General features: G+C 70.7%; 15 protein-coding genes. All 15 read left to right on the forward strand.

The annotated features are described in order from the left end of the window. Nucleotides 1-16 precede the first annotated feature (16 nt). Nucleotides 17-1021: a TauD/TfdA family dioxygenase gene (locus ACFXC1_RS11170; RefSeq protein WP_381241528.1), complete on the forward strand. Its 1005-nt coding sequence runs from the start codon at nt 17-19 to the stop codon at nt 1019-1021. Next, nucleotides 1018-2049, forward strand: coding sequence for a 2,3-diaminopropionate biosynthesis protein SbnB (gene sbnB / locus ACFXC1_RS11175; RefSeq protein ID WP_381241530.1), 1032 nt, complete (start codon nt 1018-1020; stop codon nt 2047-2049). The genes ACFXC1_RS11170 and sbnB overlap by 4 nt, the downstream gene beginning before the upstream one ends. A gap of 34 nt (nt 2050-2083) precedes the next feature. Further along, the gene (sbnA, locus tag ACFXC1_RS11180; protein WP_381241532.1) at nt 2084-3070 is read left to right on the forward strand and encodes a 2,3-diaminopropionate biosynthesis protein SbnA; all 987 of its coding nucleotides are present in this window, start codon (nt 2084-2086) and stop codon (nt 3068-3070) included. A 69-nt stretch (nt 3071-3139) separates the two neighbouring features. Further along, nucleotides 3140-4774, forward strand: coding sequence for an acyl-CoA dehydrogenase family protein (locus ACFXC1_RS11185; RefSeq protein ID WP_381241534.1), 1635 nt, complete (start codon nt 3140-3142; stop codon nt 4772-4774). A 206-nt stretch (nt 4775-4980) separates the two neighbouring features. Next, the gene (locus ACFXC1_RS11190; protein WP_381241536.1) at nt 4981-6270 is read left to right on the forward strand and encodes a GAF domain-containing protein; all 1290 of its coding nucleotides are present in this window, start codon (nt 4981-4983) and stop codon (nt 6268-6270) included. Between the two features lie 415 nt (nt 6271-6685). After that, complete coding sequence (locus tag ACFXC1_RS11195) at nt 6686-7945, forward strand: hypothetical protein (RefSeq protein WP_381241538.1); 1260 nt, start codon at nt 6686-6688, stop codon at nt 7943-7945. Nucleotides 7946-7990: 45 nt separating this feature from the next. Next, nucleotides 7991-8563, forward strand: a complete 573-nt coding sequence (locus tag ACFXC1_RS11200; protein WP_381241539.1) for a GNAT family N-acetyltransferase — start codon at nt 7991-7993, stop codon at nt 8561-8563. 127 nt (nt 8564-8690) lie between these two features. Continuing rightward, on the forward strand, nt 8691-8774 hold the full coding sequence (locus tag ACFXC1_RS11205; RefSeq protein WP_309500612.1) for a putative leader peptide: 84 nt from the start codon (nt 8691-8693) through the stop codon (nt 8772-8774). Between the two features lie 127 nt (nt 8775-8901). Further along, on the forward strand, nt 8902-10599 hold the full coding sequence (locus ACFXC1_RS11210) for a nitrite/sulfite reductase (protein ID WP_381241540.1): 1698 nt from the start codon (nt 8902-8904) through the stop codon (nt 10597-10599). Next, nucleotides 10596-10775, forward strand: coding sequence for a hypothetical protein (locus ACFXC1_RS11215; RefSeq protein WP_266886620.1), 180 nt, complete (start codon nt 10596-10598; stop codon nt 10773-10775). Before ACFXC1_RS11210 ends, ACFXC1_RS11215 begins: the two co-directional genes overlap by 4 nt. Next, nucleotides 10772-11482: a phosphoadenylyl-sulfate reductase gene (locus tag ACFXC1_RS11220; protein WP_381241542.1), complete on the forward strand. Its 711-nt coding sequence runs from the start codon at nt 10772-10774 to the stop codon at nt 11480-11482. Before ACFXC1_RS11215 ends, ACFXC1_RS11220 begins: the two co-directional genes overlap by 4 nt. After that, on the forward strand, nt 11479-12042 hold the full coding sequence (gene cysC / locus ACFXC1_RS11225; protein WP_381241543.1) for an adenylyl-sulfate kinase: 564 nt from the start codon (nt 11479-11481) through the stop codon (nt 12040-12042). Before ACFXC1_RS11220 ends, cysC begins: the two co-directional genes overlap by 4 nt. Then, entirely contained in the window at nt 12039-12977 is a 939-nt protein-coding gene (gene cysD, locus ACFXC1_RS11230) for a sulfate adenylyltransferase subunit CysD (RefSeq protein ID WP_381241545.1), read from the forward strand. The genes cysC and cysD overlap by 4 nt, the downstream gene beginning before the upstream one ends. Nucleotides 12978-12979: 2 nt before the next feature. Next, nucleotides 12980-14308: a sulfate adenylyltransferase subunit 1 gene (locus ACFXC1_RS11235; RefSeq protein ID WP_381241546.1), complete on the forward strand. Its 1329-nt coding sequence runs from the start codon at nt 12980-12982 to the stop codon at nt 14306-14308. Between the two features lie 235 nt (nt 14309-14543). Continuing rightward, nucleotides 14544-15656, forward strand: a complete 1113-nt coding sequence (locus ACFXC1_RS11240; protein WP_381241548.1) for an aliphatic sulfonate ABC transporter substrate-binding protein — start codon at nt 14544-14546, stop codon at nt 15654-15656. The last annotated feature ends 5 nt before the right edge of the window (nt 15657-15661 follow it).

Genomic DNA, 15661 nt, shown 5'->3' on the forward strand with positions numbered 1-15661 from the left:
CGAAAGGAACACCGAGATGTCGCTCTCATCCGCGACCCTTCTCCACGCAGTGAACCTGAGCCCGGACGGTCCGCCGCTGCTGCACGCCGACGCCGGCGCGGACCCGGTGGGCTGGGCCGACCGGCACCGTACGGCGCTGCGGGCCGTCGTCGCCGAGCACGGCTGCGTCCTGGTCCGCGGCCTCGGCCTCGCCGACCCGGCCGGCGCCGAGACCGTCTTCCGGCGGCTCACCGACTCCCTGATGGCCGACCGGGAGCCGTTCGCGCCGCGCCGCACCTACGCGGAGGGCGTGTACTCCGCCACCAAGTGGCCGACCGACCAGCCCATGTGCCTGCACCACGAGTCGAGCTACGCGCTGGACTTCCCCGGACTGCTGCTCTTCGCCTGCCTCGACGCGCCGACCGAGGGCGGCGCGACCCCGGTCGCCGACGCCGAGGCCGTCCTGGCCTCGCTGCCCAGCACGCTGGTGGACCGCTTCGAGCGGGAGGGCTGGCTGCTGACCCGGACCTACCACGAGGAGATCGGGGCGTCGGTCGCCGAGGCCTTCGGCACCGAGGACCGCACCGTCGTGGAGCGCTACTGCCGGGCCCAGGGCATCGACTTCGCCTGGCAGTCCGACGGTTCGCTGCGCACCCGGCAGCACCGCGCCGCCGTGCTCCGCCACCCGGTCACCGGCCGCCGCTGCTGGTTCAACCAGATCGCGTTCCTGAACGAGTGGACCATGGAACCCGAGGTCCGCGAGTACCTGATCGACGTCTACGGCGCCGACGCGCTGCCCTTCAACACCCGCTTCGGGAACGGCGATCCGGTCGGCGCGGACATCGTGTCGGCCATCAACGGGGCCTACGACGCACACGTCCGGCGCACGCCGTGGCGCTCCGGGGATCTGCTGCTGGTGGACAACATCCGTACCGCGCACGGCCGCGACCCCTTCGAGGGCCCGCGCGAGGTGCTCGCCGGACTCGGCGACCCGGTACGGCTCACGGACTGCGCGCCGACGGGAGGGGCGAGGGCGGCATGAGCGACTTCACCATTCCCACGTTCTCGGTCGTCAGCGGCGAACAGGTCCAACAGGCCCTCGCCGGGCGGGAGTCGGAGATCGGCGAGCTGGTGGAGGCCACCTACCGGCTGCACGGCGCGGGCGACTCCGTGAACCCGCCGTCGTACTTCCTGCGCTTCCCGGACCGCCCCTCGTCCCGGATCATCGCGCTGCCCGCGTCGCTGGGCGGGCCGCTGCGGGTGGACGGCCTGAAGTGGATCTCCAGCTTCCCGGGGAACACCGGGTCGGGGCTGCCCAGGGCCTCGGCGGTGCTGATCCTCAACGACCCCGACACCGGCTATCCGTACGCCTGCCTGGAGAGTTCGGTGATCAGCGCGACGCGTACGGCGAGTTCGGCGGCGCTCGCGGCCGAGAAGCTCAGCCAGGGGCGGACGCGTCCGCTGCGGGTCGGGTTCGTCGGGACCGGTCTGATCGCCCGCTACATCCACACCCATCTCCGGGCCACCGGCTGGGAGTTCGAGGAGACGGGCGTGTACGACCTGTCCGCGGACAGCGCGGAGGGGTTCCGGGGATATCTGGAGCGGTCGGGCGCGCGGGGCCGGATCACCGTGCACGACAAGGCCGAAGGGCTCGTCCGCTCCAGCGACCTGCTGGTCTTCGCGACGATCGCCGGCGCGCCGCACATCCACGATCCGGCCTGGTTCGACCACCATCCGCTGGTCCTGCACGTGTCGTTGCGGGATCTCGACCCGGCGATCCTGCTCGCGTCGGCGAACTTCGTGGACGACGTCGAGCACTGTCTGAAGGCCGACACCTCACCGCATCTGGCCGAACAGGCCACCGGTGGCCGGGAGTTCATCGACGGCACGCTGGACGACGTGCTGACCGGTCGGGTGGGCGTACCGGCGGACCGCACGGTGGTGTTCTCGCCCTTCGGCCTGGGGGTGCTGGACCTCGCGGTCGGCAGGTTCGTCCACGACGAAGTGGCTCGGCGGGGCGAACTGCGCGTCGTCGACGGGTTCTTCCACGAGCTGCGCCGGTACGGCTGACGGCGATCGTGGCGCACCACTAGGGGGGAAATACATGGCTGTGATCTCCGATCCCGCGGAGTTCAACGAGGACGAGCTCTACGTCGATCTGCGGGCCTCGCTGGGGCTGCCGCTCTATCTGAAGTGCGAGGGGTTCAACTTCGCCGGCTCGATCAAGCTGAAGGCCGCCACCGAGATGGTGGACGCCGCCGAGCGGGACGGTGTCCTGCGGCCCGGCTCGGTGCTGGTCGAGTCGTCGTCCGGGAACCTGGGGGTGGCCCTGAGCGTGATCGCGGCGAGCCGCGGCTACGGCTTCCTGTGTGTGACCGACAGGCGGTGCAACCTGCCCACGGTGCGGCTGATGGAGACGCTCGGCAGCCGGGTCCACATCATCGACCAGCCGGACGGGCACGGCGGTTTCCTGGGCGCCCGGATCGCGTACGTGCGCGCGCTGTGCGCCTCGGACGAGCGGTATGTGTGGCTCAACCAGTACACCAACCAGGGGAATTGGCGGGCGCACTACCGCACCACGGCACCCGCCATCGCCCGCCGGTTCCCGCAGCTCGACGTGCTGTTCGTGGGGGCCGGCACCACCGGGACCCTGATGGGCTGCGCGCGCTGGTTCTGGCAGTGGCGGCGCCGGGTGCGGATCGTCGCCGTGGACGCCGTCGGCTCGGTCACCTTCGGCGGGGAGGCCGGGCCCCGGATGATCCCGGGACTCGGCACCAGCGTGGGCTCGCCCTTCCTGGACGAGTCGTACGTCGACGACGTGATCCATGTCGAGGAGTCGGACACCGTGGGAACCTGCCGGCGGCTGGCCGCGCGGGGCTTCCTGTTCGGCGGGTCCACCGGCACGGTCGTCAGCGGGGCGGGACAGTGGCTCGCCCGGAACGGCGGGCCGGACCGGCGGCACGGCACGACCGCCGTGGCGATCGCCCCTGACCTGGGCGAACGCTATCTGGACACCGTGTACCGCACGGGCTGGCTCGAGGAGGAGGCAGCGGGGACCGAGATACTGGCGGCCATGTCCCGGTCGGCCTGACGGCGGCGGCGGTGGCCGTTTCACCGCGGAGATCCGGACCACCGCCGTCCGCACGGGTAGGTTCCAGCCATGGCACGCACCACCCACACCGTGACGAACCAGCCTCCCCCACTGACCGGCTACGACGTCTTCGCCGCCGACCGCGTCCTGACCTCGGCGGTCGAGCGGCACACGCCGCCCGACCTGCTCGCCGAGGTGCGGGGCGACCTCTCCGCCCTGGGCCGGGCCGCCGGCTCGGCCCAGGTGCAGGAGTGGGGTGCGCAGGCCAACGACAACCCCCCGGGCCTGCGCACCCACGACCGTTTCGGCAACCGGATCGACGAGGTCGAGTTCCATCCGGCCTGGCACCGGCTGCTCGGCAAGGGCGTGGCGGCGGGACTGACCGCCGCCTGGAACCGCCCGGCCGGGCACGTCAGGCGCGCCGCCGGTTTCCTGGTCTGGACGCAGGTCGAGGCCGGCAACGGCTGCCCCCTGTCGATGACCCACGCGGCGGTGCCCGCCCTGCGCGCCGACCCCGCGCTCGCCGCCGAGTGGGAGCCCCGGCTGACGTCCATGGTCTACGACCGTGAGCTGCGGCCCGCCCACCTGAAGGCCGGGGCGGTCTTCGGGATGGGCATGACGGAGAAGCAGGGCGGCAGCGACGTCCGCGCCAACACGACGGCGGCGACACCGCTCGCCGAGGACGGGACGTACGCGCTGACCGGCCACAAGTGGTTCTGCTCGGCGCCCATGTCCGACGGCTTCCTGGTGCTGGCGCAGGCGCCCGGCGGACTCACCTGCTTCCTCGTCCCCCGGGTGCTGGCGGACGGCACCCGCAATGTGTTCCTCCTTCAGCGCCTCAAGGACAAGCTGGGGAACCGGTCGAACGCCTCCGCCGAGGTCGAGTTCGACGGCACCTGGGCGCGCCGGGTCGGCGACGAGGGGGCCGGGGTGCGGACCATCATCGGGATGGTCGCGGCGACCCGGCTCGACTGTGTGCTCGGCTCGGCCGGTCTGATGCGGCAGGCCGTCGCGCAGGCCGTCCACCACGCCACCCACCGGGAGGCGTTCGGCGGCCGGCTCCTCGACAAGCCGCTGATGCGCAATGTGCTGGCGGATCTCGCCCTGGAGTCGGAGGCGGCGACCACGCTCGGGCTCAGACTCGCCGCCGCCTACGACGACGGCGGTGAACAGGAGCTGGCGTTCCTGCGGTTGGCGGTGCCGGCCGCCAAGTACTGGGTGACCAAGCGCTGTTCGACGGTCGCGGTCGAGGCGGCCGAGTGCCTGGGCGGCAACGGCTACGTGGAGGAGTCCGGACTGCCGCGCCTGGTACGGGAGTCACCGCTCAACTCGGTCTGGGAGGGCGCCGGGAACATCCAGGCCCTCGACGTACTGCGGGCGTTGCAGCGCGAGCCAGGGGCGCTGAACGCCTTCCTGGTCGAGGTCGGCCGGGTGCGCGGCGCCGATCACCGGCTGGACGGCGCCATGAAGAACCTGCTCGTCGAACTCGCCGATCTGGACGGCATCGAGGGCCGCGCCCGGCGCCTGGTCGAGCGGATCGCCCTCGTACTCCAGGGGGCGCTGCTCGTGCAGCACGCGCCGCCCGAGGTCGCCGACGCGTTCTGCGCGTCCCGGCTGGGCGGCGACTGGGGTGCCACCTTCGGCACCCTGCCGCCGAGCCTGGACCTGACGTCGATCGTGGAACGCGCCCGGCCCACGGCCTGAACGGCACCGGCACAACGCGAGGGTGGTGCTGCGCCGACACGGCACCACCCTCGCAGCGTGGGACAAGTTTCAGACACCCCAGGACCGTTCACCAGGGTTGCAGAGGGTTGCAACTTGGTGGCCTCTGTGTCCGGAGTGTCTCCCTCCGTCACCGAGGGACGGCACTATGAGAACAACAGTCGATACGGGACCGGAGAGAAGGACCCATGGTGAACCCGCCGGCCTCCCCGACACAGCACGCCACCGCCGACGCGGCGCGGACGGCACGGATGCTCAGCGACGCCCGGCACACCACGCTCTCCGGACAGCGCGCCCGCACCGCGCCGCGCCCGGTGATCGAGGAGTCCTGGGAGCGCGCGTTACGCGGCGGGACCCACCCCGACCACGATCTGCGCACCGGACTGCTCTCCCGCGAGGAGGTCGAACGGCGGCGCGGCGCGAGCCCGCTGCGGCACGTCCTGCCGGTGCTGCGGGAGGGCCTGGTGTCGGTCGCGGACGCCGCCCACCACATCGTGCTGATCGCGGACGACGAGGGCCGCGCGCTGTGGCGCGAGGGCAGCGCGGCCGTGCTGCGCAGGGCCGACGAGGTCGGCATCGAGGTCGGCACCGACTGGCGCGAGGACGTCGTCGGCCCGAACGGCGTGGGCACCCCGGCGGTCGTACGGCGGCCCGTGCAGGTCTTCGCCGCCGAGCATCTCTCGCGCGCGCTGGCCGCGTTCACCTGCGCGGGCGCCCCGATCACCGACCCCAGGGACGGCCGGCTGATCGGTGTCGTCGATGTCAGCGGTCCGCTGGAGACCCTGCATCCGGCGACCCTCGCCTGGGTCGACTCGGTGGCGAAACTCGCCGAGGCGCGGCTGCGCGAGCTGCACATGACCTCGCTGGAGCGGCTGCGCGCGGTGGCGGCGCCGGTCCTGCCCCGGCTGGACGGCCAGGCCCTGGTGGTGGACCGGGACGGCTGGACGGCGGCGGTCACCGGAATGCCGTACGTGAAGCGGATCGCGTTGCCCAAGTCACCTTCGGCGGGCCGTCGTTGGCTGCCCTCGCTGGGGCTGTGCTCGCTGGAGCCGCTGGCCGGGGGCTGGTTGGTCCGCGTCGCCGACGAGCCGGGGCCGCGTGCCGCCACCCGGATCGTCCTCGATCTCGCGCTGCCGCGCCGCTGGTCGGTGACAGTGTCCGGCTGCGCCGGCTCCTGGACCCACGAACTCAGCCCCCGGCACGCCGAGTTGCTCTACCTCCTGGCCCTGCACCGCACCGGCCGCAGCGCGGCGGGCCTGGCCGAGGACATGTTCGGCGACCCGGGCCGCACGGTGACGGTGCGTGCCGAGATGTCCCGGGTACGGCGCTATCTCGGGGGGTTCCTGGAGCACCGGCCGTACCGCTTCTGCGAGGACGCGGAGGTCGAGGTGCTGCTCCCGGACGACCCGCGGAAGTTGCTGCCGTACTCGACCGCACCGGCGGTGGTCAGGGGACGGAGGCCGGTCCCGGCGCCGTAGGGCCTGTCCGGCGGATCATGCCGCAGACACGGGGCGCGGCACGCACTCCCCCACTGCCTTAGAGGCGTGGGGGACCCCCAGCCGCGTTGTCGTCGGTCGCCGACATCCCCCAGCCTTCGGCCGGGAGGTGCCCCCACCGCGTCACCTCCCTGCTCCGACATGCAGCCGCACGCACCACGCCCTGCTCGCCGGTGCTGATCACTCGCCGTTTCCTTCCTGCGACTTGATCCGCCGGACGGGCCCTGGCGGACAGGTGGCGCAAAAGACACGTCGAGCGGCATCTTCCGCATAATTGCAGGGTCTTGCCCATGGGACGGCCTTGACTGCCGTAGCATCCCTCTACGGGCCACCCCACCTGCTCCCTGGTCAACGCACGGATCACCAGGCGCAGTTGGCTCGCTCCGGGAGGACACTTATGGGTGCACGTGGGCGACATCGCCGGCGCAAGCGGGGCAGGGCACTGCGTGCGGCGCTGGCCGGGGCCGCACTCGGCCTCACCGCCGCCGCGACGATGATCAGCGCCTCGCAGGCGACGGTCGGTTCCGATCCCGGGGGGCTGAAGCCGCTCACCTCGGCTTCCGAGCTGGGGAAGTTGGAGCTGCGGGAGACGCTGGAGCCGCAGCGGTCGCTGGACCGGCTGGCCTCCGCGATGGGACGTCCGGTGGGCGTCGACACCGTCCTGAAGAGCGCCGACCACACCCTGCGCGACGCCGCCGACTGCACGACCGACGAGAAGGCGGCGCTGCCCGTCGAACCGGCGGCCACCCGCGCGTACTGCTGGGACAGCGGCGACGCGGCCGACCCCGCGTGGACGCCCCGCTCGGTCACCACCTCGGGCGACGCCGACGAGGACGGCTGGTGGGGCTCGAACCGGGTGATCCTCTCCGGCTGGACCGCGAACAGCAGCGGCCTGGCCAAGGTCGCCTTCGTGAACGCCGGCGACCCCGCCCGTCTCACCTACACCTGGGCCCTCCTCGCCGTACCGACCGACGGCGGGCGCGACTACCGCGGGCTCGTCTCCAAGGTCTCCGGCATGGTCTGGTACCAGGACAAGCTCCTGGTCACCACGAACAGCGGGAACCGCGAAGCGCTGTACGTGTACGACATGAACCGCGTCCAGCGCGCCACGGTGACGGCCTCCGCCGTCGGCCGGGTGCGCGAGGGCTGGTCGGCCGCCGGGTACCGGTATGTGCTGCCCGCGGTCGGGTCGTACCGGCTGACCGGTGGCAGCTCCGCCACCGGGCCCGTCGGACTCTCGCTGGACCGCAGCACGGTGCCGGACAGTCTGGTCGCGAGCGGCGGGAAGCTGCTGTGGCGCTACCCGTTCAGCCGCGATCCCTCACGGACCGGGCTGCTCGCCACGGACTCGGCGGGGCGCGCGGTGCCCGAGGAGGCGTACGCGACGAAGGTCACCGGCGTCGGGGGCGTGCTCGCGAACGGCGCCTCCTGGTACCTGGGCGGCGCGGCCGGGGAGCAGAGCGGGCACGGTTCGCTGTGGCGGCAGGACCCGAAGGACGCGCAGGCCACCGAATGCGGGGCGGACGGGACGCATCAGTGCTGGAGCGCGGGGACCGGCTCCCTCTCGTACTGGCAGGAAACGGGCGAGCTCTGGTCGGTCTCCGGCCGGATGCTGTTCGCTCTGCCGCTGACCTCGATCGACCGCTCCCTCGATTGATCCACTGATCGACAGATCCCCCGGCCGGATGATTCCCTGACGGGCATGACGAACACCCCCGTGACCACCTGGTCCCTGGAGCAGACCGACCCGCGCGACCTCCTCCCGGCCATCACGCCGGACGGAGACGTGCGGATCGTCCGCGCCGAGGTGCCCTCCCCCGAGTTCAGCCGCTTTCTGTACGCGTCCGTGGGCGGGGACATCCTCTGGATCGACCGGCTCGGCTGGACGTTCGCGCGGTGGCAGGAGCACCTGGACCGGCCGGGCGTGGAGACCTGGGTCGTGTACGACCGGGGCACGCCGGCCGGGTACGTGGAACTGGAGCCGCAGGACGACGGTGTCGTCGAGATCGTGTACTTCGGACTGATCCCCGCCTTCCGCGGCCGCCGTCTCGGCGGCCACCTCCTCTCCTACGGCACCGCCCGCGCCTGGGACCTCGCGGACCGCTGGCCGGGACGGGCGCCCACCAAGCGGGTCTGGGTGCATACCTGCAGCCTGGACGGGGTGCACGCGATGGACAACTACCAGCGCCGGGGCTTCAGGCTCTTCGACACGCAGGTCGAGGAGATGGCGCTGGTGACCACGCCGGGCCCGTGGCCGGGGGCCTACCCGGTCTGACCTGCGCCGACAAGACCGCGCGCACGTCATGTGACTGATGACACCCTCGTCTCACATATCGGGACCAGGGTGTCCGCATGGCGGACGAAGCTGGACTGTGTCCAGATCGCCGTGACACGCTTCCGTCATGTCTGGAACTGGGATTGCCTTGGTGAGTCGGCGGCACGTCGACCTCGGCCGCATGTCCAGCGCCATCTGTCCGGCGGGCTAGCCGAGCCGCAAGCCCCCGGAATTCCCGTATCTGCCCCACCCTGCGCAAAGACGCGCACGTATGCCCGCATGCGCCCGTACGCGCAGGTCAGAGCCGATCACCCGCCTGTCCCGGAGGACGTAGAACCATGGCCGCCACCCCCGAGAACCCTGCATCCGCAGCGCCCCGCCGCAAGGTGAGCCGTCACCGCGGTGAGGGTCAGTGGGCCGCCGGACACTTCACTCCGCTCAATGGCAACGAGCAGTTCAAGAAGGACGACGACGGTCTCAATGTGCGGACACGCATTGAGACGATCTACTCCAAGCGCGGCTTCGACTCCATCGACCCGAACGACCTGCGCGGCCGTATGCGCTGGTGGGGGCTGTACACCCAGCGCAAGCCCGGGATCGACGGCGGCAAGACCGCGATCCTGGAGCCGGAGGAGCTGGACGACAAGTACTTCATGCTGCGCGTCCGCATCGACGGCGGCCGGCTCACCACGGACCAGCTGCGGGTGATCGGCGAGATCTCGCAGGAGTTCGCGCGCGGCACGGCGGACCTCACCGACCGGCAGAACGTGCAGTACCACTGGATCCGCATCGAGGACGTGCCGGAGATCTGGAACCGCCTGGAGGCGGTCGGTCTCTCCACCACCGAGGCCTGCGGCGACACACCCCGCACCATCCTCGGCTCCCCGGTCGCCGGTATCGCCGAGGACGAGATCATCGACGGCACCTCGGCGATCGACGAGATCCACCGCCTGTACATCGGCAACAAGGAATTCTCCAACCTGCCGCGCAAGTTCAAGACGGCGATCTCAGGATCCCCGCTCCTCGACGTCGCCCACGAGATCAACGACATCGCGTTCGTCGGCGTCAACCACCCCGAGCACGGCCCCGGTTTCGACCTCTGGGTCGGCGGCGGCCTGTCCACCAACCCGAAGATCGGCGTCCGGCTCGGCGCCTGGGTCCCGCTGGACGAGGTCCCGGACGTCTGGGCCGGCGTGATCGGCATCTTCCGCGACTACGGCTACCGGCGGCTGCGCACCCGCGCCCGCCTCAAGTTCCTCGTCGCCGACTGGGGCCAGGAGAAGTTCCGCCAGGTCCTGGAGGACGAGTACCTCAAGCGCAAGCTGATCGACGGCCCCGCCCCCGCGCAGCCCGTCCAGCGCTGGCGCGACCACGTCGGCGTCCACCGTCAGCAGGACGGCCTCTTCTACGTCGGTTTCGCGCCGCGTGTCGGCCGCGTCGACGGCACCACACTCACGAAGATCGCCGAGCTGGCCACGGCGCACGGCTCGGGCCGGCTGCGCACGACGGTCGAGCAGAAGATGATCGTGCTCGACGTCGAGGAGAGCCGGATCGACTCGCTGGTGGAGGGCCTGGAGGCGCTCGGCCTCACCGCGAAGCCGTCCCCCTTCCGGCGCGGCACGATGGCCTGCACCGGCATCGAGTACTGCAAGCTCGCGATCGTCGAGACCAAGCAGCGCGGCATCACGCTCATCGACGAACTGGAGCGCCGCATCCCGGAGTTCGACGAGCCGATCACCATCAACATCAACGGCTGCCCGAACGCCTGCGCCCGTATCCAGGTCGCGGACATCGGCCTCAAGGGCCAGTTGGTCCTCAACGACAAGGGCGAGCAGGTCGAGGGCTTCCAGGTGCACCTCGGCGGCGCCCTCGGTCTGGAGGCCGGCTTCGGCCGCAAGGTCCGTGGCCTGAAGGTCACTTCGGAGGAGCTGCCCGACTACGTCGAGCGGGTCCTCACCCGGTTCCAGCAGGAGCGCGAGGACGGCGAGCGCTTCGCCACGTGGGCCACGCGCGCCAGCGAGGAGTCACTGTCGTGAGCGAGCGCGCCGCCCCCTTCTACTGCCCCTACTGCGGTGACGAGGACCTGCGTCCGAGCGAGCAGGGCCATGGCGCATGGGAATGCGCGGCATGCAATCGGGCCTTTCAGCTGAAGTTCCTCGGGCTCCTCGCCCGGGGTCTCCAGCAGACCGACGCAGGGGGAGAACAGATATGACGACGACTCAGAAAGCGCGCCCCACGGACGACTTGAAAGCCCTCGCCGAGCAGGCGGGCCGCGACCTGGAGGACGCCTCCGCGCTGGAGATCCTCCAGTGGGCGGTGAAGACCTTCGGCAAGCAGTTCTGCGTGACCTCCTCGATGGAGGACGCGGTGGTCGCCCACCTGGCCTCCCGCGCCATGCCCGGCGTCGACGTGGTGTTCCTCGACACCGGCTACCACTTCCCGGAGACCATCGGCACCCGTGACGCGGTCGAGGCCGTGATGGACGTCAACGTCATCACGCTCACCCCGCGCCAGACGGTCGCCGAGCAGGACGCCGAGTACGGCCCCAAGCTGCACGACCGCGACCCCGACTTGTGCTGCAAGCTGCGCAAGGTCCAGCCGCTTGAGCAGGGCCTCACCAAGTACGCGGCCTGGGCGACCGGACTGCGCCGCGACGAGTCCCCGACCCGGGCGAACACCCCGGTCGTCGGCTGGGACGAGAAGCGCCAGAAGGTCAAGATCTCCCCCATCGCCCGCTGGACCCAGGACGACGTGGACGCCTACGTCGCCGAACACGGCGTCCTCACCAACCCGTTGCTGATGGACGGCTACGCGTCCGTCGGCTGCGCCCCCTGCACCCGCCGGGTCCTGGCGGGCGAGGACGCGCGCGCCGGCCGCTGGGCGGGCCGCGGGAAGACCGAGTGCGGGCTGCACGAATGACCATCACCGAGAAGGAGTCGCACGTGACGACCGGAGCCACCGTCTGGCTCACGGGTCTGCCGAGTGCCGGCAAGACCACCATCGCGTACGAGCTGGCCGGCCGGCTGCGCGAGGAGGGCCACCTCGTAGAGGTGCTCGACGGCGACGAGATCCGCGAGTTCATCTCGGCGGGCCTCGGCTTCAGCCGCGAGGACCGGCACACCAACGTGCAGCGCATCGGCTTCCTCGCCGAACTGCTCGCCCGCAACGGCGTCAAGGCGCTGGTCCCGGTCATCGCGCCGTACGCCGACAGCCGCGAGGCCGTCCGCAAGCGGCACCAGGAGAGCGGCGCCGCCTATGTCGAGGTGCATGTGGCGACCCCGGTCGACGTGTGCTCCGTACGCGATGTGAAGGGTCTCTACGCCAAGCAGGCCGCCGGCGAACTCACCGGGCTCACCGGGGTCGACGACCCGTACGAGGAGCCCGAGTCGCCGGATCTGCGGATCGAGTCGCAGCACCAGACCGTGCAGGAGTCGGCAGCGGCACTCCACGCGCTGCTCACCGAGAGGGGACTGGCATGACGGCGACCGTCGCCACGACCGACGAGGGTACGGACACGCCGTACGCCCTCTCGCACCTGGACGCTCTGGAGTCCGAGGCGGTGCACATCTTCCGTGAGGTGGCGGGTGAGTTCGAGCGGCCGGTGATCCTCTTCTCCGGCGGCAAGGACTCCATCGTCATGCTGCACCTGGCGCTGAAGGCGTTCACGCCGGCGCCGGTTCCCTTCTCGCTGCTGCACGTGGACACGGGACACAACTTTCCCGAGGTCCTTGAGTACCGCGACCGTGTGGTCGCCGCACATGGGTTGCGGCTCCATGTGGCCTCCGTACAGGACTACATCGACCGCGGTGTGCTGCGCGAACGGCCCGACGGGACCCGCAACCCGCTCCAGACCGTGCCGTTGACGGAGAAGATCCAGAGCGAGCGTTTCGACGCCGTGTTCGGTGGCGGTCGCAGGGACGAGGAGAAGGCCCGCGCCAAGGAGCGGGTGTTCAGCCTTCGTGACGAGTTCTCGCAGTGGGACCCGCGTCGGCAGCGGCCGGAGCTGTGGAACCTCTACAACGGGCGTCACGCGCCCGGCGAGCACGTCCGCGTGTTCCCGCTGTCCAACTGGACCGAGCTGGACGTCTGGCAGTACATCGACCGCGAAGGCATCGAGCTCCCGCAGATCTACTTCGCCCACGAGCGTGAGGTGTTCAACCGCGGTGGCATGTGGCTGACCGCCGGTGAGTGGGGCGGGCCGAAGGCGGACGAGACCGTGGAGAAGCGGCTCGTCCGGTACCGGACCGTCGGTGACATGTCCTGCACCGGCGCGGTCGACTCCGACGCGGTGACGCTGGAGCAGGTCATCACCGAGATCGCGGCCTCCCGGCTGACCGAGCGGGGCGCCACGCGTGCCGACGACAAGATGTCCGAGGCCGCGATGGAAGACCGCAAGCGCGAGGGGTACTTCTAACCATGAGCACCATCACGGAACTCACCGAGACGACCCTCCTGAGGTTCGCGACGGCCGGCTCCGTCGACGACGGCAAGTCCACCCTCGTAGGACGGCTGCTGCACGACTCCAAGTCGGTCCTCACCGACCAACTGGAGGCGGTGCAGCGGGTGTCGGCCGACCGCGGCCAGGACGCGCCCGACCTCGCCCTCCTCACCGACGGCCTGCGCGCCGAGCGCGAACAGGGCATCACCATCGACGTGGCGTACCGCTACTTCGCCACCCCCCGCAGGCGGTTCATCCTCGCCGACACGCCCGGTCATGTGCAGTACACCCGCAACATGGTGACGGGTGCCTCCACGGCCGAGCTGACGGTGATCCTCGTCGACGCCCGCAACGGTGTCGTCGAACAGACCCGCCGCCACGCGGCGATCGCCGCGCTGCTGCGCGTCCCGCACGTGGTGCTCGCGGTCAACAAGATGGACCTCGTCGAGTACAAGGAGTCCGTCTTCGCGGCGATCGCCGAGGAGTTCACGGCGTACGCGAGCGAGCTGGGCGTCCCGGAGATCACCGCGATCCCGATCTCGGCGCTGGCCGGGGACAACGTGGTGGAGCCGTCCGCGCACATGGACTGGTACGGCGGGCCGACGTTCCTGGAGCACCTGGAGTCGGTGCCGGTCGCCCACGATCTGAGCCACTGCCACGCGCGGCTGCCCGTGCAGTACGTGATCCGGCCGCAGAGCGCCGAGCACCCCGACTACCGGGGGTACGCGGGTCAGATCGCGGCCGGCACGTTCCGCGTGGGTGAGGCCGTGACGGTCCTGCCGTCCGGACGGGCCACGAGGATCTCCGGCATCGACCTGCTCGGCAAGCCGGTCCGGACCGCCTGGACCACGCAGTCGGTGACCGTCCTCCTGGAGGACGACATCGACATCTCGCGCGGCGACCTGATCGTGCCCAGCAAGGACGCCCCGGCGACCACGCAGGACATCGAGGCGACCGTCTGCCATGTCGCCGACCAGCCGCTGACCGTGGGCCACCGGGTGCTCCTCAAGCACGGCACCCGCACGGTCAAGGCGATCGTCAAGGACATCCCGTCCCGCCTCACGCTCGACGACCTGTCCCTGCACCCGCATCCGGGACAGCTCGTCGCCAACGACATCGGCCGCGTGAAGATCCGCACCGCGGAGCCGCTGCCGGTGGACTCGTACGCGGACTCGCGCCGTACGGGCTCGTTCATCCTGATCGACCCGGCGGACGGCACCACGCTGACCGCCGGCATGGTCGGCGAGTCGTTCGCGGCGCCGGAGCCCGTCAAGGACGGTACGGACGACGACGGTTGGGACTTCTGACATGACGTCCAGGGACTTCTACTCCACGTTCGCGAAGGAGGGCGGCCGCGTCGGCAGCGGCGCCCTCGGCAGCGGGCAGGGCGGAGTGGCGCGATGTGCGGGCTGACGTACGCGCACCGCTTGCGCGCCCCGTCCCCCCACCCGCCGTCCCGGACACGACGAAAACGAAGACCTGCCGACCTCCCGGCCACGAACTGAGACCGTGACCGCCGGGCCAACGAGAGGAACACCTCCCGTGCCTGCCAACCGCTCAACACTTCTGCGCCGCGGCATAGCCGTGGTCGCCGCGCTCCCCCTGCTCACCCTCGCCGCCTGCGGCTACGGGTCGGACTCCAAGAGCACCAACTCCAAGGAGAAGGTCGCCGCCGGGTCCTCCAAGATCGACGGTCTCGCCTCCGTGAAGATCGGCTACTTCGGCAACCTGACCCACGGGACCGCCCTCGTCGGCCGTGAGCAGGGTCTGTTCCAGAAGGAACTGGGCGCCACCAAGGCCGAGTACGCCACGTTCAACGCCGGCCCGTCCGAGATCGAGGCGCTCAACTCGGGCTCCATCGACATCGGCTGGATCGGCCCCTCCCCCTCGATCAACGGCTACACCAAGTCCAACGGCAAGAGCCTGAAGATCATCGGCGGTTCGGCGTCCGGCGGGGTGAAACTGGTCGTCAACCCGAAGAAGATCAAGTCCCTGAAGGACGTCAAGGGCAAGAAGATCGCGACGCCCCAGCTGGGCAACACGCAGGACGTGGCGTTCCTCAACTGGATCGCGGACCAGGGCTGGAAGGTCGACGCGCAGAGCGGCAAGGGTGACGTCACCGTCGTCCGCACCGACAACAAGATCACCCCGGACGCCTACAAGGCCGGTTCGATCGACGGCGCGTGGGTGCCGGAGCCGACCGCGTCGAAGCTGGTCGCCGAGGGCGGCAAGGTACTGCTCGACGAGTCGACGCTGTGGCCCGACAAGAAGTTCGTGATCACGAACATCATCGTGTCGCAGAAGTTCCTGAAGGCGCACCCGAAGGTCGTCGAGGCGGTCCTGAAGGGCTCGGTCGCGGCCAACAAGTGGATCAACGCCAACCCGACGGAGGCGAAGGCCGCGGCGAACAAGCAGCTGGAGGCCGACTCCGGCAAGGCGCTGAAGGCCAACGTCCTCGACCCGGCGTGGAGTTCGATCCAGTTCACCAACGACCCGCTGGCCTCCACCCTCAGCACCGAGGCGGCGCACGCGGTGAAGGCCGGTCTGCTGGCGAAGCCCGACCTGAACGGCATCTACGACCTGACGATCCTCAACAAGGTCCTCAAGGCCGACGGCGAGAGCACGGTCGACGCCGCCGGTCTCGGCACGAGCTGATCGAG

It is taken from the genome of Streptomyces hokutonensis, from assembly GCF_042751305.1.
In the GTDB taxonomy this organism is placed as follows: domain Bacteria; phylum Actinomycetota; class Actinomycetes; order Streptomycetales; family Streptomycetaceae; genus Streptomyces; species Streptomyces hokutonensis_A.

Excerpts from the sequence above, each read along its gene's own strand:
- ACFXC1_RS11170 (WP_381241528.1), top strand. The coding sequence starts at position 17 with ATGTCGCTCTCATCCGCGACCCTTCTCCACGCAGTGAACCTGAGCCCG.
- sbnB (WP_381241530.1), top strand. The coding sequence starts at position 1,018 with ATGAGCGACTTCACCATTCCCACGTTCTCGGTCGTCAGCGGCGAACAG.
- sbnA (WP_381241532.1), top strand. The coding sequence starts at position 2,084 with ATGGCTGTGATCTCCGATCCCGCGGAGTTCAACGAGGACGAGCTCTAC.
- ACFXC1_RS11185 (WP_381241534.1), top strand. The coding sequence starts at position 3,140 with ATGGCACGCACCACCCACACCGTGACGAACCAGCCTCCCCCACTGACC.
- ACFXC1_RS11190 (WP_381241536.1), top strand. The coding sequence starts at position 4,981 with ATGGTGAACCCGCCGGCCTCCCCGACACAGCACGCCACCGCCGACGCG.
- ACFXC1_RS11195 (WP_381241538.1), top strand. The coding sequence starts at position 6,686 with ATGGGTGCACGTGGGCGACATCGCCGGCGCAAGCGGGGCAGGGCACTG.
- ACFXC1_RS11200 (WP_381241539.1), top strand. The coding sequence starts at position 7,991 with ATGACGAACACCCCCGTGACCACCTGGTCCCTGGAGCAGACCGACCCG.
- ACFXC1_RS11205 (WP_309500612.1), top strand. The coding sequence starts at position 8,691 with ATGTCTGGAACTGGGATTGCCTTGGTGAGTCGGCGGCACGTCGACCTC.
- ACFXC1_RS11210 (WP_381241540.1), top strand. The coding sequence starts at position 8,902 with ATGGCCGCCACCCCCGAGAACCCTGCATCCGCAGCGCCCCGCCGCAAG.
- ACFXC1_RS11220 (WP_381241542.1), top strand. The coding sequence starts at position 10,772 with ATGACGACGACTCAGAAAGCGCGCCCCACGGACGACTTGAAAGCCCTC.
- cysC (WP_381241543.1), top strand. The coding sequence starts at position 11,479 with ATGACCATCACCGAGAAGGAGTCGCACGTGACGACCGGAGCCACCGTC.
- cysD (WP_381241545.1), top strand. The coding sequence starts at position 12,039 with ATGACGGCGACCGTCGCCACGACCGACGAGGGTACGGACACGCCGTAC.
- ACFXC1_RS11235 (WP_381241546.1), top strand. The coding sequence starts at position 12,980 with ATGAGCACCATCACGGAACTCACCGAGACGACCCTCCTGAGGTTCGCG.